Source organism: Mycobacterium sp., assembly GCF_965230835.1.
GTDB lineage: Bacteria > Actinomycetota > Actinomycetes > Mycobacteriales > Mycobacteriaceae > Mycobacterium.
In genome coordinates, this window is the sequence record NZ_CBDDLW010000002.1 from 1004183 (window position 1) to 1027133 (window position 22951).

The following is a 22951-nucleotide window of genomic DNA, read 5'->3' on the forward strand; positions in this document are numbered from 1 at the left end:
TCAGCTGACCTGCAATGGTTGTCCGCATCGCCGATAGGGCATCAGGTACGGCGGCACTGCGATGTTGGGGTCAAGCTCCGACGCCGGTACCGGAGCGTGGGCGGTCAAGCTGAGGGGCAGGACGCCCGCCCAGTACGGTAGTGCGAGATCTTCAGCTTCGTCCTTCGGGCCTCCGGCGCCTACCTTTGCCGATACGTCGACCAGATCGAGAGCAAGAACGGCCGAGGCGGCCAGCTCGCGCAGGTTCGGGCCTCTCGCGTCGGAAGCACGACCGCGGGCTACATGGTCAACCACCGCGGCCAGCGCGTGCAGCTTTTCTTCAGCGTCGTCCACCAACCGTGCTGACCCCGTTGCCACAACGGAGCGGTAGTTCACCGAATGATGAAACGCCGACCGTGCCAGCACCAAACCGTCGATGAGGGTCACCGTGACGCACACCGGCAGACCCGAGCGCGCCGACTTGGCGGCCAGCATAGGACCGCTGCCGGTGGAACCGTGAATGTAGAGGGTCTCACCGAGACGCGTGTGAATGGTCGGTAGAACAACCGGGCAACCGTCACGAATGTAGCCGAGGTGGCAGGTCAAGGCCTCGTCGAGAATCCGGTGAACGGTCTTGCGGTCGTAGCGAGCCCTATCTCGGTTGCGCGTCGGGGTGGTGGCCGCCGTTTGCTTGTAGGACTGCATCGCGTCCTGGGGTGTGCCGTCATCGCCAGTCACCATGCAAGCCTCCAAATATTGTAGTAGTACATACTGATTATCACTCCAGTACAATACTGATTGTAGCCGGCGATGTCGACCGGTGCGCACACTCGTGACTGGCCTTCGGTGCCCGATACTGTTGAATGACAGCCGTTCTCATCTGCGGCACCAACCGTGGGCGACGTTGCGCTGTAGCGCGGCACACCGCCTAAGCAGGCGTCGACAACAGCCCCACCCACGCCACCAATGTTTGGCGCCAACCCGCCGGCGCAGAACCGCTAGGTGGGGTTGGCCACTTTGGCAGCCAGTTCCGCTTTGATCAGTGCGCGGATTCGTCGTGCCGCTTGGGTTTCTGCGTGCGGCAATCAGCCGACCGCCGCTAAGGCGCAGTGGTTGGCGCGGATCGAGAGATCGCCGTCATTTTCCGGTGAAACGAGGTTTGCGCTTGCCGGCGAACGCAGCAAGCCCTTCCTTGGCGTCCGCAGAGCGCACGACCTCAAGCACGAAGCGTTGCTCTATCTTTCGCGCGTCCTCGTCATCGAGCCAACCACTGCTCAGGATCGAAGCCTTGGCATTGCGAACCGCCAGGGGTCCATTCGCGGCGATGCGCGCCGCGATCTGTCGGGCCTTCTCCAACGACTGGCCCGTCGGCACGACGTGCCCTACCAGACCGAAGTGGTACGCCTCAGCGGCGGTGAGTGGGTCGCCGGTCAGAATCATCTCCATCGCCTTGGTGTACGGGATCTGACGCTTGAGCCGCACCGTGGATCCCGCTCCTACAATAAGCCCAAACTTAGCCTCAGGCAAGCCGAAAGTTGCGTGTTCTTCAGCAATTCGAATATCGGTCTGTTGCAGCATTTCACAGCCACCGCCTAGACAGGGGCCGTTGACCGCAGCGATCAGCGGGGTAGCGAGCGACCGGCTCAGCAGCAGCCCCGCACTGATGGTGCCGCCCGCAGACGTCCCCTCCGCCGGCGGCTCGGCTCCGGCCGATGGCTTCGCTCCCCTGACCATCCAGCCGTCCGCCAAGTAACCACCGACGCAATAAGATGAGCCCTCACCGGTGATGATCGCAACCCGGATGGATTCGTCGGCGTCGATGCGATCCCATGCCTGGGCCATCAGAGTTAGCATCTGCGGCGTCAGCGCGTTCTTCCTGCGTGGATTATTCATCGTGAGGATCACGACATCGCCGTCGCGTTCGAACTTCAACTGTGGTTCGACTGCCTCCACGCCAGCTCCTTAGATTGCTTGCCCCGTTCGCGCTAGCAGCTAGCCAGCCCAACCGGTGAACTCCCCGCTTCTTTGTTCCCTCATTTGACACCTACCAGAAGCGAAGGCACCGGACCATACCGGTGGCACGCCGCCTGCCGCTGCAGGCATCCCGGTCATCCCATGTCGACTAATGCGACGGCATCCTCGAGAGACACCGGAGCATCGTCCAGCAAACGGTGCTGAATCGCGTCCTCAGTGTTCACCCCGTCAGATTCCAGCGGGTCGCGTGGGCGCAGGCGGTGGGTGATAACCAAGCGGGCCAGTAGGAGCCGGCGTGCGTCGTCTCCAGCAGCACCGGAATCGGCGCCTTCAACAGCCAGCAGCACTGCGCTCGCAGCGTTGTAGAGACCGGTAGTCACAGTGCGGCATTCCTGTTCGCGATGCGGGTCTGCGGCCACGTCGACCGCGAACCGAATTGCTTTGTCGAGGTAGTACACAAGTTCCCCGCGCAAACCGGCAGGAACGGTGCTGGATTGGTTCAGAACGCCGCCCAACGCCGAATGAAGGGCCTCATGACCTTTGTCCTTCTTCACCGCGCGGGTGACAACATCGAGCGCGTTGATGTTGCTCGTCCCCTCCCAGATCGTGCCGAGCTGAGCGTCACGGACCAGACGCGCATTCACAAAGTCCTCGACGTAGCCGTTGCCGCCCCGAACTTCAAGAGCACCCGCCGCGACCTTGACGTTGTCCCTGCATGCACGGAACTTCACCAGCCCGGTCAACAAACGCAGCGTCGCCTGGTCTTCGATGTCACACAGATGAGCGGCGTAGTTCACCATCGACAGTGCTTGCTCGGTCGGCACCATGATCTTGAGCAACTGACGGCGCAGCAGGGGCTTGTCGATCAGCTTCTCACGAAATGCCGTACGGCTACCAGCAACTACCATCGCTTCGTTGAGGCATCGACGCATCATCGCAGCGGCACGTACCCCTTGCGACAGACGACATAGGTTGACCTGATCGATCATCTGCACGAAACCGCGATCGACGTCGCCCACCAGGTATGCGGTCGCACCATCGATAAGGAGTTCACCACTAGCCATCGACCGGGTGCCGAGCTTGTCCTTCAGCCGCACGATGCGATAGCGGTTGCGCGTACCGTCCGGGAGCCGGCGAGGCATGGCGAACAAACCTAGTCCCCTGGTCCCGCCGCCGGCGCCCACCGGGCGCGCCAGGATCATCGCGATGTCGGCATCGGTATGTGAACAGAACCACTTGTCGCCGTACAACTTCCACCGATCCAGACCATTCGAATCGATACCGTCGTGCTCAGCGGTGGTTTCGCTAGCGCCTACGTCAGAGCCACCGGCCTTCTCGGCCATGAACTGGGCCCCCTTCCACATAGTGGATGGGTCCTGCGACAGCATGCGTGGAAGCACATAGTCCTTGAGCGCCGGGCTACCGAATCTCGCGATGACATACGCCGAGGTGTCGGTTGCACTGATCGGACACGTCAGACCAAACTCGGCTTGAGTGAAGAGGTACTGGAGCGCGAACTTCACACTGGGCGGCAGCGTGCCACTGAAGTCCAGCACTCCGTCACGATGGCTGACCGCATGCATACCGAAGTCCTCGTATGCGATCTTCTCCATCTCGCGGTAGGCAAGGTGGTATTCGATCCAGTCCTCGTCACGACCAAATCGGTCACGAGGATGCAGGACCGGCGGATGGCGGTCTGCAATCCGGGCCAGCTCGCTGAGCCTGCCGCCGGCCAATTCGCCGAGCCTGTCGAAGTGCGGCTCGAGGTGATTGCGCAGTTCTGGGGTGAGATAGCGGGCCAACACAGTCTGAAAGGCACGGTCGCAGCGCCAAAAGTTCATGCCTGCGGTGTCGTTCGCGATGTGCCCGACCGACGTCCACGTTCCCGTCGGGCTAACGTCGATTGTCGTCAAAGCGTCCTCCGCATACGGCCGTAGGCAACAAAATCTTGCTCTCGTCACCTGCAATTCAAAGAGTGCGGGATGTCAACCACCCGGCCACGACGGAAATGCCGGTGCGGAAATCACGCACCGCAAGACATCTCTGTTCGATCACAAAGTTCACTATCGCTAAACCACACTGTTTCTAACCTGCCGACTACCGACCCGTCTCCCCATCCGTATTACAAGCTGTGGGCGAAAAAGTCAACAAATAACCCAGTTATCCGCCATCTACAAATCACGTGGCAGTTCGCCCGACCGAACGGAACCTGACACCGAAACTATGCGCAGAGTGCATATACGTTAAGTTCGGGGCATGGCCCGCCCAGCCCCTACAGCACTCAAAGCGCAAGCCGGCACCGACGCACGCCGTGACGTGGTGCTCACAGCCGCGGCGACTCTGTTCCGTCGGCGGGGGTTCAACGGTGTCGGGATAGACGACATCGGAGTGGCGATCGGACTCACCGGCCCGGCCGTCTACCACTATTTTCCCGGCAAGAACGGCTTGCTCGCCGCGATCATCGACCGGCTCCTGACAAACCTCGAAACAGCCGCCGAAATCGCGCTCCCGACAAGCGGGGGCGGCGGGCCCGTCGACAACATGATCGCGGCAGCGCTCGCCGCTCCAGACAGCCTTGCCGTCTGTCTTCGCCAACTCGGCTATCTCGACCGCGACGCGCGAGCTCCGTTGGAAGCCAGGTGCCGAGCAATGGTCACAGCTGTTAATAGCTATGGGGCGCAGAGCCATAGACCTCACTTGCGCGCCCGGGCAATCGCCGGGGCGATAGTTAGTCTTTCCCTTGCGAAAAGCCCCGCTACTGTGAACGTGCCGGCGCTAGGAGCCGAGTGTTTCCGGCGTATCCTCGCTGTCCCGTTACCACCGCGATCGGCAATCGAGCCTCACGCCGCACGCATGGACCTGCGACGCCGAGCAGCGCGCGCCTTTCGACCGGAGGCGATCCTTGCCGAGGCGGCGCGGCTCTTCCATCAGCGCGGATTCAACGGTGTTTCGCTCGCCGATATCGGCGCGGAGTGCGGCATCACTGGTTCGGCTGTCAACCGGCGATTCGGCAGCAAAGAGAAGCTCCTGGCCGCCGCGTTTACCCGGTTTGGCGATCAGATCGGGGCCGCGATCTACCATGCGCTGGCAACCGCGAACCAACCGGCCACCGCAGTGACCCACATGGTTTCGAGCTATGCCACGGCAGCCGTCAACACCCGTGACCTTGTCTGCCTCAACATGTTTGAGACTCATCATCTGCCTCGGGAGGACCGGCAGGAAAGACGCAAGCGACAACGGGCCTACGCTGACGAGCTCGCGTTCGTTCTCGCCGAAGCCGACCCGTCGATCAGCTCGGTCGAGGCGAAAGCCCGCGCACGAGCGGCATACTCGGTCATCAGCGAAGTCATCCACAACGACGAACTGGCAGCGCGTGAAGGTCTCACCGAAGACCTAACTGCGCTGGCTCTGGCGGTTCTCGGACAATCGCCGTAGTACGGGAGACCTATCGACAACCGTTTTCACCAGCGAACCGGTAAGCCACTGACGCTCAGCGACGTCGCGGAGGCTGACCTAGGCCGGTGACGCGTCGGGGCTACCGAAGCCGATGACTTCGCCCCGATTGATCGACACCCAATCGCGAGCCTCTAGGTAGGGCCGGAACGTCTCGGCGATGCGGCGCTCGTCGTCGGGGGTCTTCGGCCGCTGCAGCTCGTAGAGGTGCGGGAACTCTGTCCAGGCGACGACTGCGTCCCAAAGCCGCAAGGCCTTATCCCCCACGGGCGGGTCGATGAGAACCGGCCCGAAGAGGCATTGACCATCAGGAAAGAACATGGTCGGCACCCCGTAGCCGCCAGCGTCGACCACCCGCTGATGCTCGGTTAGCACCTCGTCGCTGGTGGTGGGATCGGCGATCGCCTGGTCCACCAGCTCCGGCTCCAAGCCCAGTTCCGCAAGCAGGTGACGTGCGACAGCCTTCTCATGCGGCTTGTGCCCGTCAACGTGCAACGCCCGGCCAGCGCGTGCATACCACGCGTCGAGATCGGCCATCGACCGGCGACGCAGCAAGGCTCCGATGCGCATCATCGACCAGCCGTAGGACCACTCCCGCTCCCAAGGATGCTTCTTACCCTCCTGGCGGTTTATCTCTTCGAGGCTAAAGAATCGCCAGTTCACCGTAAGCCCGGTCAGGTCGCGCACCTCACGGATCCACAGCGAGGTCTGGTAGGCGTAGGGACACATCACGTCGAAGTGAAAGTCGACGGACTCCGGTCGGTTCGTCACATCGTGAACCTGAGGTTGCGGGCAGCCAACTCACCGAGCTCGCCGTCCCCTTTCCAGCTGATCGCGCCGGAGTCGATCGGAATCTGCGGGTCGATACGCCCGCACGCAAGCTGGATGAAGGTCGTCGAGTCGGTAGTGACTTCGACATCGGGGTTATCTAAGTGATCGACTCGCTTCGCGCGGCCATCAACGACGACGTCGAACTCACCGACGATAGGTCCGGTGAGATGGAAAGCGATGCTCTTTCCGTCTGGCAGACGCACCTTCTTGCCGACGATGTAGCCCAGCGAACTCTCCACCTCGGCCAGCGCGATCTCGGCGGCGACCCCGGTATCGTCGGTCGCCCGGCCCAATGGTGCCGTGATGTCACGCACGTGAACCCAGAAGTCGAACACCCGGATTGCCAGGAAACGCCCGTAGGTGCCCTGACCTGTCGGCATCCATGAGGGGCGCTGGAAATCCTCCGCCGAAAGCGAAGCCAGGTCCCGCCGACGACCAGCGAAGGTCGCACGGACTCGTTCGACGAAAGCCACTGTGTCGAGACCGGCGGTCTCGCGCAGGAAGTCGGAGGTGCGGTCAAATGGCGGCGGCGTCGCGGCGTCTTCGGGGAGCCAGCCCGACATCACCGCTTCCATCATGGTGACGTGGCTGACCACGTCGCGGACCTTCCAGTCTGGGCACAAGGACTGGACCTGCCACTCGGCCTCATTCAGGTCGGCACAGAGCTTTTCGACCTCGGAATAGCACCCTTGCAACGCTGACCGCGTCTCCTCAAGACCCGTCATCGCTCACCCGCTGCCATCACGACCACCGGGCGGTCGATCGCTTTGTGTTCCGTCACAGACACCTCCAGTCGGTTGTGTACCGACGCAGCAGCGGCGGCACCTTCGGCTCGGCCTCATCGACGACACGGTGTCGCTGGCCGTGACGTGACACACGTGCGGTCCTAGATTCTTCGATGCTGCCACGGACGTCCCCAGCAGCAAGAGCCACCCCACTGTGCTGAACTAAATGGGGCATTAGCAAGGCACTAGGCGAAGAATTGACCTCGCTGCCCGAATCGCAGCAGGTGCGTGAGCGCGACGGCTGCCGCTCCGACAACCGCTCCGATCAGCGCGGATATCCCGGTACCGACCAACCAGGCCAGCACGGCGCCGGCGGCCTCGACGGCATGGCGGACCTCACCCTCGACACCGTGAACCCAGCCGTACGGGGCATGCCAACCTAGATCATGGCTCCCCGCAAGCAAGATGTGGCCGCCTACCCAGAGCATGGCGGCGGTCCCGACCACCGATATCGCGAAAAGTAGTTTGGGCATTCCAGCGACCATGGCTCGGCCAATTCTCTTGCCGAATCGAGATGCCGTCGTGCTGAGCATTAACCCGACATCATCCATCTTGACGATGACGGCAACGACGCCGTACACCGCGGCGGTGATGACCAGCGCAACGACGGCAAGGACGATCAGCCGTGGCACGAACGCCTGCTCGGCCACCTCGTTGAGGGCTATCACCATGATCTCGGTGGACAGAATGAAGTCGGTACGGATCGCACCAGCCACGACTTCGCGCTCGGCGATCGGCGCCACCGTGTGAGCATCATGTCCGCGGATACCTCCCCACGCCTTCTTGGCGCCCTCGTAGCACAGGTAGGTGGCACCGAGCATCAGCATCGGCGTCAGCAGCACCGGCGCAAACTGACTGAGCAGCATCGCGGCCGGCAGGATGAACAGCAGCTTGTTACGCAGGGAACCCACCGCGATGCGTTTAACGATGGGCAACTCGCGCTCAGCGCCGATCCCACGCACGTATTGCGGCGTCACCGCGGTGTCGTCTATGACCACCCCGGCCGCCTTCGCGGTTGCACGGCCGGCGGCGGCCCCAAGGGGGTTAACAGAGGCCGCGGCCAACCGTGCCATGGCCGCGACGTCATCCAGGAGTCCGAACAGACCCCCGCTCATCGCGCCGCCGCCATGGCGTTGCAGGGTACTCGCACTGTTCCTGCCGTTTTTCGCCACTTGTCGCGCCTGAGCCGGTTCCGCACCGCCTGCTGCTGGGTTTGGCTGCCTCTTCGACGTGCCGCCATAGGTCGACGAATTCGTCGCGGATCCAGGTGAACTGGGTGGTGAGATCCACGTAGCCCGCACGCCGGGACTTAGCTAGTGCAACCCGTTGAGCCCGTTTTGGCCCAATAGGAGTCCGCCAGTGCCACCAATGCCGGGGCTGCCGCCGTTGCCGCCGTTGCCGATGAGCATGGCGTTTCCGCCCATCCCGCCAGCCCCTTCGTCTGGGCCGCTACCGGTGCCGCCGGCACCGCCGCTACCCCATAGCTGGCCGCCGGTGCCTCCGTCACCGGTCTGGCTGATTCCGCCGCTGCCGCCGGACCCGCCGAAGCCGAGCCCACCGGCGTTGCCACCGGGCCCGCCAGCCCCGCCAGTTGAGCCGATCCCACCGAACCCGCCGGTGCTCAAAAGCCAGCTGCCAGGCCCGCCGGCCCCGCCGCTGCCGAACAACAGGCCATTGTTGCCGCCTGAGCCCCCAGCCCCGCCGATGCCGAAGCCGGTGCCCCCGGCCCCGCTGGGACCGCCGAGCAAGCCCGCCACCCCCGCCGGAGCCCCCGGCTCCGCCGAGGCCAACGCTCCCAAACCCGACAGCGCCTCCGTGACGACCTCCGAAAATTCATCGTAAATGTGTTTGCCTGTCTACCTGAACGGACCTAGTCATCCCCTTCTGTCAACAAGGTAGTCAACCTATGCTGATTACGTCCACCGTGGTCGGCATAAGAGAGTGGAGGCGTGAGTACACAACGGGTGCAGAACAAGCAGGGCTCAGTGCTGAGCACCGAACTGATCTTGACAACAGCGCTACGGCTGGCCGAGCAGGCCGGCGGGCTGGATAAACTATCGCTGCGACAGGTAGGCAAAGATCTAGCGGTCGACCCAACCGCCATCTATCGGTACTTCCGCAGCAAGGACGAACTTGTGGCAACGATGGTCGATCGCATCGTCACGGAAATGTTGCCTGCAGAAGAGGAACTAACTGGCGACTGGCGCTCCCGGCTGACCGCTCTTGCCGAACACGCCCGGCGGGTCTTCACCGCCTACCCTTCACTGACCATCGTCGTGGCGAGTCTGCACACCACTATGAATATTGACACGGCCGTCAGCACCCGGCAGCTCGAAATTGGCTATGCGGCGCTGACGGAGGCGGGCCTCAGCGATTACGACGTTGTTCACTTTTATGACGGTCTCTTCACCTTCATACTTGGGTTCGGATTCGTCGATGCATCGTTTGGCGCCAACCCTGACGAGGGACGGGCGGCGCTGCGCGACCGCTACGCGGAGCTCGCGACCCAACGGTTCCCCAATCTCTCCCGGGTAGCTGCCATTGCCCACCCCAACACTGATGCGGTCTTCAGGTTCATCCTTGCGTCCTACCTCGACACGATTGAGCGATACGCAGCGACGACGAAGCGCACCACAGACCAAGGTGCCCCTCTCGTTTAGCGGGATCGGCTATACGGCTCGAGTTCGGCGAGGCTGGCACGCTGACTCTGACTGGATCATGACGACAAACGACTGCCACAACACTCCGAAACGGAGACCAAATGAGCCATCGTGGCCTGATCGGATGCCGTCTGACACCACCATCAGGTAGACGACATTGGCAGGCAGCACAGAGCCCCCAAACTCCGCGTAACGGCACCACCAGAGATCTGCCGGTTTCTCGCCGCTAAAGGAGCCAAATACCCACTTCGCGATCAAAAATCGTTACGTTGTAGGAATCTGATGACATCGTTGACCGTCTGTTCCGGAGCTTCGTGCATAAGGAGGTGCCCTAGGTCGCGTCTCATCGCTGGTGTAAATGGTCACGGGCGTAGGTTCCGTCGCAACCGACGAAAGCTATGAAGGAGGGGCTACGCCCGTGACCAAGCGAGTATCGCCGATTGAGCGTGTGCGTGTTGAGATGGATCAGTTGTTCGCCGCGACCGAGCGGCCGTTGACCGAGATTTTGGAGGAGGTCGGGCGGTTATCGGTGCGTCTGGTGTTTCAGGTCGCCGTGGAGGCCGAGGTAGAAGCAGTGTTGGGCCGAGCCCGTCACCAGCGTCGGGTTCAGGACGGCCCGGGCGGGTACCGCAATGGGTATCAACCGCCGGCGACGGTGAAGACCACGATGGGCTCGGTCGAATTATGCCGCCCGAAACTACGCGACACCGACGAGCGGTTCTGTTCGCGGCTATTCGGTGCCGGGGTGACGCGCACCCACGCTCTGGAGGCGTTGGTGATTTCGGGATGGGTGCGCGGTTTGTCGGATCGCGACATCGAGGCCGCGTTGGCCGAGGTGCTGGGCTCGCAGGCGGCGTTGTCGCGCTCGACGGTGAGCCGGATTTGTGCGGCCATCAAAGACGAGTTCGCTGCGTGGTCGTCTCGACGCCTTGATGAGCTGGTGTTGGACTACCTGTTCTTGGATGCCTCGAACTTTCGGATGCATCCCAACGCCCCGGCCGAGCCGGTGCTGGCCGCCTGGGGCATCTGCACCGACGGCAAGCCCCTGTTTATTGGGCTGGCCCCAGCCGCAGCGGAGTCGGCTGATGCGTGGGCCGACTTCTTGGCTGACCTGAGGAACCGGGGACTACGCCCGCCGCTACTGGGCATCTCCGACGGGGCGCCGGGCCTGATCGCCGCATGGGAGACCACGTTTCCGGCAAGCCTGCGTCAGCGGTGTCTGATCCATCGCTGCCGTAACGTCATCGCCAAGACACCTGTCGCGGTCCAGGACGAGATCAAAGCCGCGTTCTGGTCGATCTTCGATGACATTGACCAGCCACCCGGCCAGCAGGCCGTGGATGAAGCCACCCGCCGCGCCGAGGAGTTCACCACCACATACCGCGGGCTCTACCCAGCCGCGGTCGCTTGCCTGGCCAACGACTTCGCCTCGCTGAGCGTGCATTTGCGCTTCCCCCGCCAACACTGGACACGCATCCGCCATTCCAACCTCATCGAACGCACCTTCGGAGAATCCCGTCGCCGGGTCAAGGTCATCGGCCGCCTACCCGGCGAAACCAGCTGTCTGTCGCTGGTATGGGCCGTCCTCGACCGCGCCAGCCGCGGCTGGCGCGGAGTCACCCAAACATCAGCGACCAGCCGCCACCTCCAAGAACTACGCCACCAACTGCTCGAGCCACCCTGCCCACTGCATCCCCCCACCACAACAACCACGACCGACACCACCGCCGCGTAACATGACCACCAGGAACATGCGCCCAGCGTTTTTACACCAGTCCTAAGACGCCACCCAGAGGTCGTCGCCGAGGCTGGGCGCGTTTACGGCAAGGTCTATGACGCCGCCGCTGCAGCTGTGCATCACCTGGCCGGGGTGTTGAAGAACTCTGCCGGTATGGGCGGCACCGATAATGCCGGGCATTCCTGGTGCTTGAAGTACGACGCGTTGGTTGGTGGCCGCAGCGGTAGGGCGGGCCTGATGGAAGCGGCGACCGCCAGCATCATGGGTGCGGCCCAATGCTCAGATCTGTTGGCGGCTACCGCGGTCAATCATCAAAACGCCGACCAGCAGTCGGCGATGAACAACCCTGATGCCCCGGCGTTTCCACCGACTGCCAAGCCCATGTTTTTGGTGCCAGCGATCCCGTCGGCCGAGGGCGGGCACGGCGATGTGCCGGGCTGGTGGCACACGATCCAGGCTTACGTGCAGGGCGAAATGTGGCCCAATGGTCATCAGGATCAGTTGCGCGCGGCTGCTGATGCCTGGCATTCGGCGGCCGGCGAGCTACGTTCTGCAGCCGATATCGCTAACGACGGTGTCATCGGCTCGGTGCGTGCCCAGAAGTCACCGGAGTTTCCGATCGCGGCGACCAACTGCACCTTGGTTCGCGATTCGCTGAAGTCGATCGCTGAGGGGTTCGACGCAGCCGGCAAGACGTGCTCGGAATACGCACACGCAATCGACGAGGCGCACTCGCAGATCCTGCACGAGATGGCCGAGCTTGGTCTAACAGTGGCGGTCACCGAAATCGTTGCCTTGGTTCTGATTCCGTTCACAGTGGGCTTTAGCGAGGGAGCATCGAAGGTCGTTGACGTCGCCCGTTTGACCGCGACAGGCGCCCGGATCGCGACAATCATCCGAGAATTTCGTGTCGCCGCAGAAGTCTCCAGCTTGCCAGCGATCGGTGCGGCCGGTAACGCGGCGCGGGCGGTGGCCGAGCTTTCCCCGCTACTGGCGGCTCGTGCGCAGCTGTTCCTTGCTGAGGGAACTACGCCCGGGCTATTGGGGACCGAAGGCCTCGACTTGTTGTCGCGGCCTTACATCAGGGCCGGAACCCGAAGAGCTGCTGAGGAAGCGGCCCGGAAGACGCCCGACGGGGCGTACTACATCAGTGCCACCGATGAGGACGTGTTGATTCCGGTGTCCAAGCAGTACGAGGACACCATATTGAACCTGCCAAAGACCCCGGACGGGAAATACTTCATGGGGGCCGATGGTGTCCGCTACCCAGTCGATCCGACCTACCACCTCGGCCACGTTGAGGGCAAGGAGTGGTGGCGAATTCGCGACATGGCTATCCAACAACACTGGACACGCCAGCAACTCATTGAGTACTGCAACCGACCCGAGTTTTATCAGGTCGAGGACGCACCGGGAAACATGAGCCACATGTACGAACTAGCAAGGGAAGCAGGATGAACGTAAACGATCGTGACCGCGAAGGGCGGACCCCGCTGCACTACGCCGTGATTGACGCACCGGTCGGCCTCGACCACACAGCAGCATTGGACGATCCAGCCCTCAAAGCCGAAAACCACAGCGCGATAGTCGAATTCATTCGAGCCAACTCCCAACGTCTGCTTGAAGCCGGAGCAGACGTAAACGCATCCGATGACGCAGGTTCCACACCGCTGCACTTCGCGGCCAAAGGAGAAAGCCACGAGGCCGTCCGTCTACTGCTCGACGCCGGCGCCGATGCCAATGCTAGGAACGACAAGGGCGAGACACCGTTGTACAACGCCGTGCGCAACACCACACCCGCGGCCCTCAACATCATGCGGCTGCTCCATGAATCTGGCGCCGACCCGACCATCGAAACAGCCAAAGGAGGAAGCGCGCTGAGGTTCGTGAGGCGCTACGGAAAGCCCGAGGAGAAGGAACTCTTTGCCGATCTGCTCTAGTTGGGATCGGGTTCGGCGCAAGAAACTTATCGGCCAGCGCTTCACCACCCGCGACTTTCGAAATACGCGTCGAAAGTCGTCAGGCTGCGGCATTCGTGGAGTTTGGAAGTCCCCAACGGCGTTTCCCACTCCACTCTTTCAGCAACCGGGCGGCTAGATTCTATGTACGGCGACAAAGCGGGAATGCCACTGGCGGCAATGTCGTCTCGTTCCCTACGCTCGGCATACTCCTCTTGATAGTCGGTCAGCGCACCTTCGAACCAGAAGGTCAGTAGACCACCGTCCCCGGTCAGGCACTCATTCGCGGCCGTCTGCTCGTCACCGTCGTAGTACACCTTCGCCCTGACACACCGCGCCTCATCGCGACCACGCTTGCGAAGTAGGTACCTTCCGGGCCGCGCCGGATCCCAGTCACCCTCCCAGTGCACGTCATGGCGCTCGACTGCGCGGGCCTCCCCCCTTGCCGCGATGTCGTTAGCGGTCTTAGCCAGGCTCTTGGCAGCGTCCGCGATTTTGTTGGCGTCACCGGCCTTTCTGTTGGCGAGGTGCGCGTAGATGACAGCAACTATCGCCGCGATGCCAGCTATGCCCCCAAACACAACGCCAACAATGGCGATCACATGGTCGCTCACGTCAGAAAACCCCCCAGCGCGTCCGCAGCCTCCTGGGCGCTGCGCCGGTCCAGGTGCCCGTAGACATCGACGGTCGTTTGAATGGATTCGTGGCCGAGGTGGCGCTGGATCACCGTTAGCGGTGTGCCGGCTTGGATGAGCCAGCTCGCGCAGGTGTGGCGCAGGTCGTGGATGCGTGGCCGTGGTGTGAGCTTGGAGCGTTCGATGGCCGGCCACCACACGTTGGTGCGGAAGTTAGGTGCCCGCACGGGCCCGCCGGCGGCGCGACGTCCCCGCCCGGGGTTTGTGAACAGCCAGTCGCCGGTGTAGTCGAGTTTGTCGAGCACGGTGGCCGGGACGTTGATGGTTCGCACCGAGCGGCGCGTCTTGGGCGCTCCGATGCGGTACCCGCCGCCCCCGCGCTTCCACGCCCTGCTGATCCGCACGGTGTGCTGGGCACGGTCGATGTCGGAGGGTCGCAGCGCGGTGACCTCTGACCAGCGCGCGCCGGAGGCGACCAGGATCTCGACCAGCGGACGCCAGGGCTCGGTGATTTCGGCCAGTATGGTCGCGAAGTCTTCCTTGGTGAGGAACACCATTTCCTGACGTTCCCCGCGGGGCAGGCGGGTGCCGGCGGCCGGGTTGGAGCCGATTCGACCGGAGACCACCGCCCCGGCCAGCGCGGCCGACAAGAAGCCGTGTTTGTTGGCGACAGTCTTGGGGCTTGCGCCGCCGTGTTCCATGGCCTGTACCCACCGCTTCACGTCGTCGCGCGTCAAACCGCCCAGCGCCACCGCGCCCAGCACGGGCGCAATGTCCTTGCGCACGTAGCTGCGGTAGTCCTCGATCGTGCGGGGGTCGACGCCGGTGAGGTGGTCGATGTGGTGTTTGAGCCAGTCGGCGACGGTCATGCCTGCTGTGGCTCGCGGTTCGCGGTCGATCCGGTGCAGTTCCATCGCTTTGTCGGCGCCGAGTTGGTCGACTGCAACGCGGAACGTCTCGGCCATCTCGGGGTTGTCGAACGTCAGGCAGGTCTGCTGGCCGCGACATCGGAAGAACACTCGGTGCGCCGTCGTGCCGTCCTTGCGGACGTTGCTGCGAATCGACGCCATAGCCAGGATCGTAGCCGCTGTGGTGAATAATGTGGTGAAAGACGATCCTGGTCTATATTTTTACCGTTTGACCTGCTATTATCGGTGGAGCTGCCGGGAATCGAACCCGGGTCCTACGGCATTCCCTCAAGACTTCTCCGTGCGCAGTTCGCTATGCCTCTACTTGGATCACCCGGTCACGCGAACTAGCCGGGATGACGATCCCAGTCGCTGTGGTTGTCCCGATGCGCCCCGCGACCGAACGCATCGGTGGATCCCTCTAGCTGATGCCAGGCTCCGGGCCGAGGGCGTTCCCGGTCTGACAGACTAGCCGTCGCTTAGGCAGCGAGAGCGTAGTCGCGCTGATGTGAATCGGCGCTTATATATTTGCAACGACGCTTACGGTGGTCTCTTGCCTGCACCGGCACGCTTCCCTTGATTCGATGCGCGAAGTCGAAACCGTTCAGCCCCTCGCATCCCTGCCGACCTTCGGCGGGACTATCAATATTACGCCGCAATCGACCGGCGGCGGTGGCGTCTTAGGACTGGTGTAAAAACGCTGGGCGCATGTTCCTGGTGGTCATGTTACGCGGCGGTGGTGTCGGTCGTGGTTGTTGTGGTGGGGGGATGCAGTGGGCGGGGTGGCTCGAGCAGTTGGTGGCGTAGTTCTTGGAGGTGGCGGCTGGTCGCTGATGTTTGGGTGACTCCGCGCCAGCCGCGGCTGGCGCGGTCGAGGACGGCCCATACCAGCGACAGACAGCTGGTTTCGCCGGGTAGGCGGCCGATGACCTTGACCCGGCGACGGGATTCTCCGAAGGTGCGTTCGATGAGGTTGGAATGGCGGATGCGTGTCCAGTGTTGGCGGGGGAAGCGCAAATGCACGCTCAGCGAGGCGAAGTCGTTGGCCAGGCAAGCGACCGCGGCTGGGTAGAGCCCGCGGTATGTGGTGGTGAACTCCTCGGCGCGGCGGGTGGCTTCATCCACGGCCTGCTGGCCGGGTGGCTGGTCAATGTCATCGAAGATCGACCAGAACGCGGCTTTGATCTCGTCCTGGACCGCGACAGGTGTCTTGGCGATGACGTTACGGCAGCGATGGATCAGACACCGCTGACGCAGGCTTGCCGGAAACGTGGTCTCCCATGCGGCGATCAGGCCCGGCGCCCCGTCGGAGATGCCCAGTAGCGGCGGGCGTAGTCCCCGGTTCCTCAGGTCAGCCAAGAAGTCGGCCCACGCATCAGCCGACTCCGCTGCGGCTGGGGCCAGCCCAATAAACAGGGGCTTGCCGTCGGTGCAGATGCCCCAGGCGGCCAGCACCGGCTCGGCCGGGGCGTTGGGATGCATCCGAAAGTTCGAGGCATCCAAGAACAGGTAGTCCAACACCAGCTCATCAAGGCGTCGAGACGACCACGCAGCGAACTCGTCTTTGATGGCCGCACAAATCCGGCTCACCGTCGAGCGCGACAACGCCGCCTGCGAGCCCAGCACCTCGGCCAACGCGGCCTCGATGTCGCGATCCGACAAACCGCGCACCCATCCCGAAATCACCAACGCCTCCAGAGCGTGGGTGCGCGTCACCCCGGCACCGAATAGCCGCGAACAGAACCGCTCGTCGGTGTCGCGTAGTTTCGGGCGGCATAATTCGACCGAGCCCATCGTGGTCTTCACCGTCGCCGGCGGTTGATACCCATTGCGGTACCCGCCCGGGCCGTCCTGAACCCGACGCTGGTGACGGGCTCGGCCCAACACTGCTTCTACCTCGGCCTCCACGGCGACCTGAAACACCAGACGCACCGATAACCGCCCGACCTCCTCCAAAATCTCGGTCAACGGCCGCTCGGTCGCGGCGAACAACTGATCCATCTCAACACGCACACGCTCAATCGGCGATACTCGCTTGGTCACGGGCGTAGCCCCTCCTTCATAGCTTTCGTCGGTTGCGACGGAACCTACGCCCGTGACCATTTACACCAGCGATGAGACGCGACCCCGGCGGCAAACGAATGACCTTCCCGATCGGATCACGAAATTAAGCGGCCACAGATCTACCGGACGCGCCTTTGTCGCAGTTGAGTGCGTCGTTGCGCGTCTTAGGTACGCCCAAGATTTGGCCTGCCTGGTCGCGGTCTGGTCAGCCGCCATCAGCGATCCACGCATCAGCGTTAGCCGGCGTCTTCGGCGAACGGGCTGGTTGTCGTGTATCGCTTGCGTGGGGCCAGCTGTACCCGGCGGCGTTCCGCCGCTCGATTCGGGCCATGTCGTCATTAGCTATGCCGAGTTCAGCCAACGCGCTTCGAGCCGCGTCGATAACGTGTTGGTTGATCTGTTCGAGCCGCACGAGCCTGTCGCGAGAAGCCACCGCCGAGGCACCCGTCCCAACGTCGGCGAGGGAGACGTCTCTCACCACATCTCGATCTATCAGCGCCTCGTGGCGCACTTGAGCGACAATCAGGATGAGCACGACGGCGACATTGATGGTGGAGAGGCGAAGGGCTGTGGGCCGTTCGGTTGAGGACTAAATGCCCATGACCGAAGAGTATTCGGGGAATAGGGTCTTCAGTACAGACTCAAGGAGAACAAGATGTCGACAACCGTTAAGCGCTATGGCATCGTCGTCGGAGTCGATGGATCGGCGGCATCGAACGCCGCCGTCTTCTGGGCGGCACATGAAGCGGCGCTGCGCAATCTCCGGTTGACTTTGGTTCACATGTTGAGAGCATTCGTGCCGACGTATCCGCAGCTGTCGATGCAAGACGGCGTTGCGCTATGGCAGGAAGACGACGGCCAACAAGTTCTCGAGCAGGCAGTCAAGATCGCGGAAGACGCCGTGTCGAAGCATCAACGGATCGCGATCGCGAGCGAAATGAAATATTCACCCCCGATCCCGACACTGGTCGAGTTGTCCGGAGAGGCAGAGATGGTCGTCGTCGGCTGTAACGGGCGCGGCGCGGTGGGGCGGGTCTTGCTGGGTTCAGTAAGTTCGGGCGTGGTGCGCAACGCGACTTGCCCGGTCGCGGTCATACGCGACGAAGCGTCTAGGCTGCCGAATTCCAATCGAGCTCCGGTTTTGGTGGGAATCGATTGTTCGCCCGCTTCGGAGCTTGCGCTGGCTATTGCGTTCGATGCAGCATCGCGGCGCGGCGTCGACCTGACCGCGCTGCACGCGTGGAGCGACAGCGCGGTGCACCAGAGCCCTCGGCTTGACTGGAAGTCGGAAGCGGAGCAGAGCCTCGCCGAATATGTCGCGCGCTGGCAAGAGCGCTACCCCGAGGTGAACGTGCACCGAGTCGTCACACTTGATCACCCCGGTCGAGCCCTGATCGAAGAGTCTGAATCGGCTCAGCTTGTGGTCGTGGGCAGCCACGGCCGAGGTGGCTTGACCGGCATGTTGCTAGGTTCGGTCAGCAACGCGGTCATTCATTCCGTCCATACGCCAGTGATCGTGGCGAGGCCATCGTAACGGCTTGACTCGGTCGAGCCGGGTAATAGCGTCTCTGGTGAATGGAGGAGAGCGCGATGTCTGTTCCGGGGGCATCCAGGTTGAGTACCAGGGGCTAGCGATCCGGCGTTGACGACGGGCAGTTGGCCGGCTGGCGGTAGCTGGTGTGTCTTGGCCGAGTCTGCGGCAGAGCCGTCTTTTCGCGCTTGGAGGCGCAGTGGTCACGGTAGAGGCGGATATCGATCGGGTCGAGCGCAGGTTGGGGGCGGGCCAGGCCGCGATTGCTTCGAGGTGCAGCCGGGCCGGTGCGGTTGTGTCCTCACCGGGGGCGCCGGCGGGTGTGAGGTGGGTGAGCAACACGTGCAGGCGGTTGACCGTTTGGCTTCGCATCTTGGCCAGGCCGTCACGATGTTCCACCGATGCGCGCATGGCGGTGACTGCCGCATCGATCGTGGCGGTATTCAACGAGGTGGCCGTCATTGCGGCAATACCCACCGAAACTGCTTCGGCCTCATCGGTTTTGCGTTAATGCCCGGTGGACAGCACCCGCAGCAGTGCGGCCAGTGCGGCGGGCACCTCCATGCCGTCGGCGAAACGGCGCAGCGCCCGGTAGCCTTGCGGGCTGACCGGGACTCGAATGACGTCCAGCGGTTAAAGCCTCGAAGCGCTTGGCTGCAGACCACGCCCTCTTGGCAACGATCTAACAAGTTGGAACTAGAGCCAGGTTGTTGTTGATTCGGATTCAGTCGACCGGTATCCCACGGCTGCCCTGGTGGGATGTAGGTCAACCCGACCTTGGTGTCGCAGAACTGCTGCAACGCTTGCGAAATCAGCTCCGGCCCGTTGTCCATGCGCAACCACTGTGGGTGGGCCGCCGGCGGTGGTGAACACCCGATCGAGCTCGTCGACGAGCTCGATCTCAGTGCCGGAAGTCCCCCATTCTGACATCGTCGGTTTGCTCACCGGCGTCGAGCAATGCCAGGTGCTGTGGCTGGAACCACCGGTTAAGCAGGAGGCGCAACGGCACCAGCATCGCGATGAACAAGGGGAACAAGATTCCCGCCGGGCTGCTCTTGAGGATCCACAACACCACCAGACAGAGAAGCTGGACCAAGGTAAAGAGGTGGATGACCTTCCAGGGAACATGACGAACGTAGTGGGTGTTGGGGTACAGGTTGCGGTCCGTCAACCACAGTTTCAACCGCGCATAGAAGTCCGTCCCGGTGAGGGTGGCGAAACCCATGAACAGGAACAGGCCGAAAAGTACCTCCGTCGGAATTTTCTTGATCAGCGGCAACATGAAAACTGAGGTCGCGATCAGGATATGAATGGCGAGCGGGGAGATTCGATTTTCTCGGACAGCCAGGATGCGCTCGGCGCCGGAATCGTCGTCTTGTCGTGTGGTCGCCAGACTCTTGACGTGGTTGAGGGAATGGACGGTGGCCGCCACCATCCAGGGCAAACCGAACACCGAGCACACCGCGGTGATGACGCTGACGACAGCCAAGTCCAGGTGATAGCCACCACCTTTTCGAAGGGCATGCGAAGGGCTGTTGACCAGACGAGTCGTAATATTCTGGTCGAGAAACAGCAGAACGGCGACCAGGATAGCCGGCCCGAGGCAGGCGACAATCAGCCAGACGGGCACCGAGAACATGTCGACGAGCCAGGACCGGCCGGTGGTGGTGCCGAAATGGTCGGGAACGGCCACGTCCGCCACCTTGACGTCCGACAACGTCAAGGCGAATATTGTCATCAGCGCTATGGCGATAGCGGGCCCGAAATCTGCCACGAATTCACGGAACCTGCGCTGGAGATACCTGGTCTGCAGGAAAGTCTTGAAGGTGCGGGCCAGCAGGAATGTGCCCAGTGCCAGGACCACAGTCATCAGCGCGGTCGCGTCGTCGCGCGGTGACGCGGTGAAGGGCGACACCACGGAGCGCGCTGCTTCGACGATAAAGATGACGGCGATGAGGACGGCGAAGATCTCGTCGACGAAGCGGGTGAAGAACTTCATGAGCGCGCTGGCATCGGTCACCACGAGGACGAGCATGAGAATGCCCGACCAGACTCCTACCCAGGCGTAGACCGGCAAAAAGGGAAGGTCGAAACGCCGGCACATCGTGTACAGCAGGCCGGTGAAGATCACGATGGGGCCGGTGCCGCCCAACAGTGTCAGGGGTTGGGCGGACGAAAGCGCAAACAGGATTCCGCCGATGGCGGTTACCACAATCATTTCCACGATGCCGATCTCACCGTGGGTCATGACACTGTTGAGGCCACCGAAGGCAATAGCATTCGCAAGGCAGGCGAAAAAAAGGAAACTTACAGACGCTGAGACTTTCGAATGTAGCCCGTCCTTGAAGTCGCTGACGTAGGAAGGCAGCTTGCGCTGCACATCCGCCCGAAGACCGCCGCCCAGCCGGCCAGTGTAGGTCAGGAGGCCGACCTCCTGCGCTTGTGGGGCGTCCGAGGCGCTGCTCCGATTATTTGACACGCATTCACCTTAATCGACACAGTGCGGTGCTCTCAGCGACTTTCAGACAAGTCGTCGATGCCCGAAACGGGTGAGGGCGAGTGCGCCTGACGGTCGCCGATCCGTGACAACGTCCAAGTCGGCAACGCTGTGCTCACGAAATCCCAGCGAACCGCGAATCTAGTTGCGGTGGAACCTATTCGTTCGACTAGACCAACCCGGTCGTAGAGCCAGGTTGTTGTTGATTCGGACTCAGTTGATTTCCCAGGCTATGGGGTGGTGGGTTTGCCTGCATGCCGCATGCGTACTCGGCCGGAGTGCGGTAGCCCAGCGCTGAGTGGCGGTGGCGGTGGTTGTGCTCGTGTTTGAATCGCCGATCACCACCTGCGCTTCGAGCAGGTTGGTCCAGCTCCGACGTCGGGTCAATACACTCGGCAAACGCCCGCACCACGTATCACTAGGCAGGTTCACCCCGTCGACAATTTCGCCGTCACCTCTTGCGCAGCGCGTTTACCTGACGAAATCGCTCCGTCGATGTAGCCGGTCCAGCGGGTAGCCGTTTCGGTTCCCGCCCAATGCACCAGACCATGCGGCGCGCGAAGTTGCGGGCCTAGCTGCGTCCATACGCTGGGTTTCATATGGGCGCCATAGCAACCGCCACTCCAGACATCGACAGACCAGTCCTTATCCGCGTAGTCGATAGGATTTTTGGCTTCCTGGCCGAAGCACTTGGCGAAATGATCGATGACGAGGCAACGGCGGTCGGCCGGCGGCAGCGCGCTGATCTCGCGCGCCCGGTGGCCCTCAATAAAGCCGACAAGCATGCCGACCGCTCCGTCGGGCGGAGAGTTGTCAAACGTCATTGAGACGGGGTCCTGCGGCGAAATAGACATGCCGTTCAACCCATTCCGACGCCAAAATGGCTGGCGGTAGACCGCAACACACTTGATGACCGCGCCCATCGGCGTGTTCTGAATCAGTTGTGCGCGCCGGCCGGGCAGGGATGGCTCAAAGGTGATCCCGGCGGTCAAATGAGGAGGGATCGCAACGACGGCTGCGTCAGCGCAGAAAGCCTGAGTCTGATTGGTGAACACCTCGACTTTTGTCTTGTCCTGCAAGATCGAGCCGACCGGAGCCGATAGGCGTACCGGCGTCTTGAGTCGGGCCGCGAGCTCGGTTGCGAGGCGCTCGGTTCCGCCGACGACGCGCTGCTCTTGTGCTCCGTTTGTCGTGTCGATCAAACGATCCAGGCTGCCTCCCGAATGTATATAAAACAAGAAGTGGAGCATCGAAAGTTCCGCGGGCTCAGCGGCGAAAACCGACGTGGCGATCAAAGAGATGAGATCGCGAGTTTGGCGGAATCGGACGTTGCAGCGAAGCCAACTTTGGAGTGTCATCGAGTCCCACAGTTGCGCCCGCGGCGCATCCCACGGAGCGTCAAGCGGCACACTCCGCGCCATCCGCTCGACACGACGCTGAGTAAGGAAGAGTTCCGCCAGAACGAGTTTCGGGTACGGCGGCGTTGATCGAAACCGGGCCTTCTTGTCTGGGGCCCGAAAACCGATCGACTCGCCTTCGACGAATGTGTCGAACAAATCTAGACCGAGCTCCGAGGACAAAGAGAGTGCGTGATCTTGAGTCGGTCCGAGCCATTGGCCACCTAACTCGACAACGCTGCCGTCTGCGAACTCGTGGTTGACCACCCGGCCGCCGACTCGATCCCGCGCTTCCATCACTACGACCTGGTGTCCAGCCTTTTCGAGTTCGTGGGCGGCGGTTAGGCCCGCCAAGCCGGCTCCGACGACGACGACTGTTCGGGTCAACTTTCCCGCCTGATTCTGCATGCGTTACCTCCCCTGCCTGGCTCCGATGGGCCAATTTGGCACGTCCTCGACCTGTGGCGATGTTGACGGCGCCAGCCTGCGCTCAGGGCGGGTTCTCGACCTTCTGCTGTGGGCGCGACCGCAAAGCTTCGAC

The 22951-nt window shown here is 62.5% G+C and carries 20 protein-coding genes, 1 other RNA gene and 1 pseudogene; 7 read left to right on the top strand and 15 right to left on the bottom strand.

What is annotated here, in order from left to right; genetic code table 11:
• From ACO07W_RS05120 to ACO07W_RS05130, 3 genes are all read right to left on the bottom strand, one after another.
• On the bottom strand, nucleotides 1–720 hold the full coding sequence (locus tag ACO07W_RS05120) for a pyridoxamine 5'-phosphate oxidase family protein (protein WP_421841346.1): 720 nt from the start codon (nucleotides 718–720) through the stop codon (nucleotides 1–3).
• A 396-nt stretch (nucleotides 721–1116) separates the two neighbouring features.
• Nucleotides 1117–1932, bottom strand: a complete 816-nt coding sequence (locus ACO07W_RS05125; protein WP_421841348.1) for an enoyl-CoA hydratase-related protein — start codon at nucleotides 1930–1932, stop codon at nucleotides 1117–1119.
• A gap of 155 nt (nucleotides 1933–2087) precedes the next feature.
• Nucleotides 2088–3866 (bottom strand): acyl-CoA dehydrogenase family protein, encoded by a 1779-nt coding sequence (locus tag ACO07W_RS05130; protein WP_421841350.1) that lies wholly within the window; start codon nucleotides 3864–3866, stop codon nucleotides 2088–2090.
• Between the two features lie 343 nt (nucleotides 3867–4209).
• Between ACO07W_RS05130 and ACO07W_RS05135 the strand changes: the two genes are divergently transcribed.
• Nucleotides 4210–5388 (top strand): TetR/AcrR family transcriptional regulator, encoded by a 1179-nt coding sequence (locus ACO07W_RS05135; protein ID WP_421841352.1) that lies wholly within the window; start codon nucleotides 4210–4212, stop codon nucleotides 5386–5388.
• A gap of 78 nt (nucleotides 5389–5466) precedes the next feature.
• Here the strand turns inward: ACO07W_RS05135 and ACO07W_RS05140 are convergent, their stop codons facing one another.
• The 4 genes from ACO07W_RS05140 to ACO07W_RS05155 all read right to left on the bottom strand — a co-directional run bounded on the left by ACO07W_RS05140 (nucleotide 5467) and on the right by ACO07W_RS05155 (nucleotide 8812).
• Nucleotides 5467–6177 carry a DsbA family protein gene (locus ACO07W_RS05140; protein WP_421841354.1) on the bottom strand — a complete coding sequence of 237 codons (711 nt, stop codon included), beginning with the start codon at nucleotides 6175–6177 and terminating at the stop codon, nucleotides 5467–5469.
• On the bottom strand, nucleotides 6174–6962 hold the full coding sequence (locus tag ACO07W_RS05145) for a maleylpyruvate isomerase family mycothiol-dependent enzyme (RefSeq protein ID WP_421841356.1): 789 nt from the start codon (nucleotides 6960–6962) through the stop codon (nucleotides 6174–6176). Before ACO07W_RS05145 ends, ACO07W_RS05140 begins: the two co-directional genes overlap by 4 nt.
• A 245-nt stretch (nucleotides 6963–7207) precedes the next feature.
• The gene (locus tag ACO07W_RS05150) at nucleotides 7208–8137 is read right to left on the bottom strand and encodes a DUF808 domain-containing protein (protein WP_421841358.1); all 930 of its coding nucleotides are present in this window, start codon (nucleotides 8135–8137) and stop codon (nucleotides 7208–7210) included.
• A gap of 198 nt (nucleotides 8138–8335) precedes the next feature.
• Nucleotides 8336–8812, bottom strand: coding sequence for a hypothetical protein (locus ACO07W_RS05155; RefSeq protein ID WP_421841360.1), 477 nt, complete (start codon nucleotides 8810–8812; stop codon nucleotides 8336–8338).
• Nucleotides 8813–8971: 159 nt separating this feature from the next.
• Between ACO07W_RS05155 and ACO07W_RS05160 the strand changes: the two genes are divergently transcribed.
• The 4 genes from ACO07W_RS05160 (at nucleotide 8972) to ACO07W_RS05175 (ending at nucleotide 13360) form a co-directional block, all read left to right on the top strand.
• Entirely contained in the window at nucleotides 8972–9682 is a 711-nt protein-coding gene (locus ACO07W_RS05160; protein ID WP_421841362.1) for a TetR/AcrR family transcriptional regulator, read from the top strand.
• A 460-nt stretch (nucleotides 9683–10142) separates the two neighbouring features.
• A complete protein-coding gene (locus ACO07W_RS05165) occupies nucleotides 10143–11417 on the top strand; it encodes an IS256 family transposase (RefSeq protein WP_421845816.1) in 1275 nt (424 codons plus the stop codon).
• 156 nt (nucleotides 11418–11573) lie between these two features.
• Nucleotides 11574–12878: a GH-E family nuclease gene (locus tag ACO07W_RS05170; protein WP_421841364.1), complete on the top strand. Its 1305-nt coding sequence runs from the start codon at nucleotides 11574–11576 to the stop codon at nucleotides 12876–12878.
• Nucleotides 12875–13360, top strand: coding sequence for an ankyrin repeat domain-containing protein (locus ACO07W_RS05175; RefSeq protein WP_421841366.1), 486 nt, complete (start codon nucleotides 12875–12877; stop codon nucleotides 13358–13360). The genes ACO07W_RS05170 and ACO07W_RS05175 overlap by 4 nt, the downstream gene beginning before the upstream one ends.
• Nucleotides 13361–13401: 41 nt before the next feature.
• Here ACO07W_RS05175 and ACO07W_RS05180 read toward each other — a convergent pair whose 3' ends face one another.
• From ACO07W_RS05180 to ACO07W_RS05200, 5 genes are all read right to left on the bottom strand, one after another.
• Entirely contained in the window at nucleotides 13402–13992 is a 591-nt protein-coding gene (locus tag ACO07W_RS05180) for a hypothetical protein (protein ID WP_421841368.1), read from the bottom strand.
• Complete coding sequence (locus ACO07W_RS05185; protein ID WP_421841370.1) at nucleotides 13989–15083, bottom strand: tyrosine-type recombinase/integrase; 1095 nt, start codon at nucleotides 15081–15083, stop codon at nucleotides 13989–13991. The genes ACO07W_RS05180 and ACO07W_RS05185 overlap by 4 nt, the downstream gene beginning before the upstream one ends.
• Before the next feature lie 82 nt (nucleotides 15084–15165).
• Nucleotides 15166–15533: a transfer-messenger RNA gene (ssrA, locus tag ACO07W_RS05190) on the bottom strand.
• Nucleotides 15534–15647: 114 nt separating this feature from the next.
• The gene (locus ACO07W_RS05195) at nucleotides 15648–16922 is read right to left on the bottom strand and encodes an IS256 family transposase (protein ID WP_421840071.1); all 1275 of its coding nucleotides are present in this window, start codon (nucleotides 16920–16922) and stop codon (nucleotides 15648–15650) included.
• A 268-nt stretch (nucleotides 16923–17190) separates the two neighbouring features.
• Entirely contained in the window at nucleotides 17191–17520 is a 330-nt protein-coding gene (locus tag ACO07W_RS05200; protein WP_421841372.1) for a hypothetical protein, read from the bottom strand.
• A gap of 120 nt (nucleotides 17521–17640) precedes the next feature.
• On the opposite strand from ACO07W_RS05200, the gene ACO07W_RS05205 reads away from it, so the two are divergent.
• On the top strand, nucleotides 17641–18519 hold the full coding sequence (locus ACO07W_RS05205) for a universal stress protein (RefSeq protein WP_421841374.1): 879 nt from the start codon (nucleotides 17641–17643) through the stop codon (nucleotides 18517–18519).
• 196 nt (nucleotides 18520–18715) lie between these two features.
• A pseudogene (locus ACO07W_RS05210) lies at nucleotides 18716–18830 on the top strand (hypothetical protein); the annotation flags it as partial.
• 382 nt (nucleotides 18831–19212) lie between these two features.
• Here ACO07W_RS05210 and ACO07W_RS05215 read toward each other — a convergent pair.
• From ACO07W_RS05215 to ACO07W_RS05225, 3 genes are all read right to left on the bottom strand, one after another.
• Nucleotides 19213–19446, bottom strand: coding sequence for a hypothetical protein (locus tag ACO07W_RS05215; RefSeq protein WP_421846176.1), 234 nt, complete (start codon nucleotides 19444–19446; stop codon nucleotides 19213–19215).
• Nucleotides 19418–20995, bottom strand: a complete 1578-nt coding sequence (locus ACO07W_RS05220; protein WP_421841376.1) for a sodium bicarbonate transporter family protein — start codon at nucleotides 20993–20995, stop codon at nucleotides 19418–19420. The genes ACO07W_RS05215 and ACO07W_RS05220 overlap by 29 nt, the downstream gene beginning before the upstream one ends.
• 446 nt (nucleotides 20996–21441) lie before the next feature.
• Complete coding sequence (locus tag ACO07W_RS05225; RefSeq protein WP_421841378.1) at nucleotides 21442–22818, bottom strand: flavin monoamine oxidase family protein; 1377 nt, start codon at nucleotides 22816–22818, stop codon at nucleotides 21442–21444.
• Between the last annotated feature and the right edge of the window lie 133 nt (nucleotides 22819–22951).

Coding starts and splice junctions, on each gene's coding strand:
- ACO07W_RS05120 (WP_421841346.1), bottom strand. CDS start 720: ATGGTGACTGGCGATGACGGCACACCCCAGGACGCGATGCAGTCCTAC.
- ACO07W_RS05170 (WP_421841364.1), top strand. CDS start 11,574: ATGGGCGGCACCGATAATGCCGGGCATTCCTGGTGCTTGAAGTACGAC.
- ACO07W_RS05195 (WP_421840071.1), bottom strand. CDS start 16,922: ATGGATCAGTTGTTCGCCGCGACCGAGCGGCCGTTGACCGAGATTTTG.
- ACO07W_RS05225 (WP_421841378.1), bottom strand. CDS start 22,818: ATGCAGAATCAGGCGGGAAAGTTGACCCGAACAGTCGTCGTCGTCGGA.
- ACO07W_RS05135 (WP_421841352.1), top strand. CDS start 4,210: ATGGCCCGCCCAGCCCCTACAGCACTCAAAGCGCAAGCCGGCACCGAC.
- ACO07W_RS05185 (WP_421841370.1), bottom strand. CDS start 15,083: ATGGCGTCGATTCGCAGCAACGTCCGCAAGGACGGCACGACGGCGCAC.
- ACO07W_RS05165 (WP_421845816.1), top strand. CDS start 10,143: ATGGATCAGTTGTTCGCCGCGACCGAGCGGCCGTTGACCGAGATTTTG.
- ACO07W_RS05215 (WP_421846176.1), bottom strand. CDS start 19,446: ATGTCAGAATGGGGGACTTCCGGCACTGAGATCGAGCTCGTCGACGAG.
- ACO07W_RS05175 (WP_421841366.1), top strand. CDS start 12,875: ATGAACGTAAACGATCGTGACCGCGAAGGGCGGACCCCGCTGCACTAC.
- ACO07W_RS05150 (WP_421841358.1), bottom strand. CDS start 8,137: ATGAGCGGGGGTCTGTTCGGACTCCTGGATGACGTCGCGGCCATGGCA.
- ACO07W_RS05205 (WP_421841374.1), top strand. CDS start 17,641: ATGTCGACAACCGTTAAGCGCTATGGCATCGTCGTCGGAGTCGATGGA.
- ACO07W_RS05145 (WP_421841356.1), bottom strand. CDS start 6,962: ATGACGGGTCTTGAGGAGACGCGGTCAGCGTTGCAAGGGTGCTATTCC.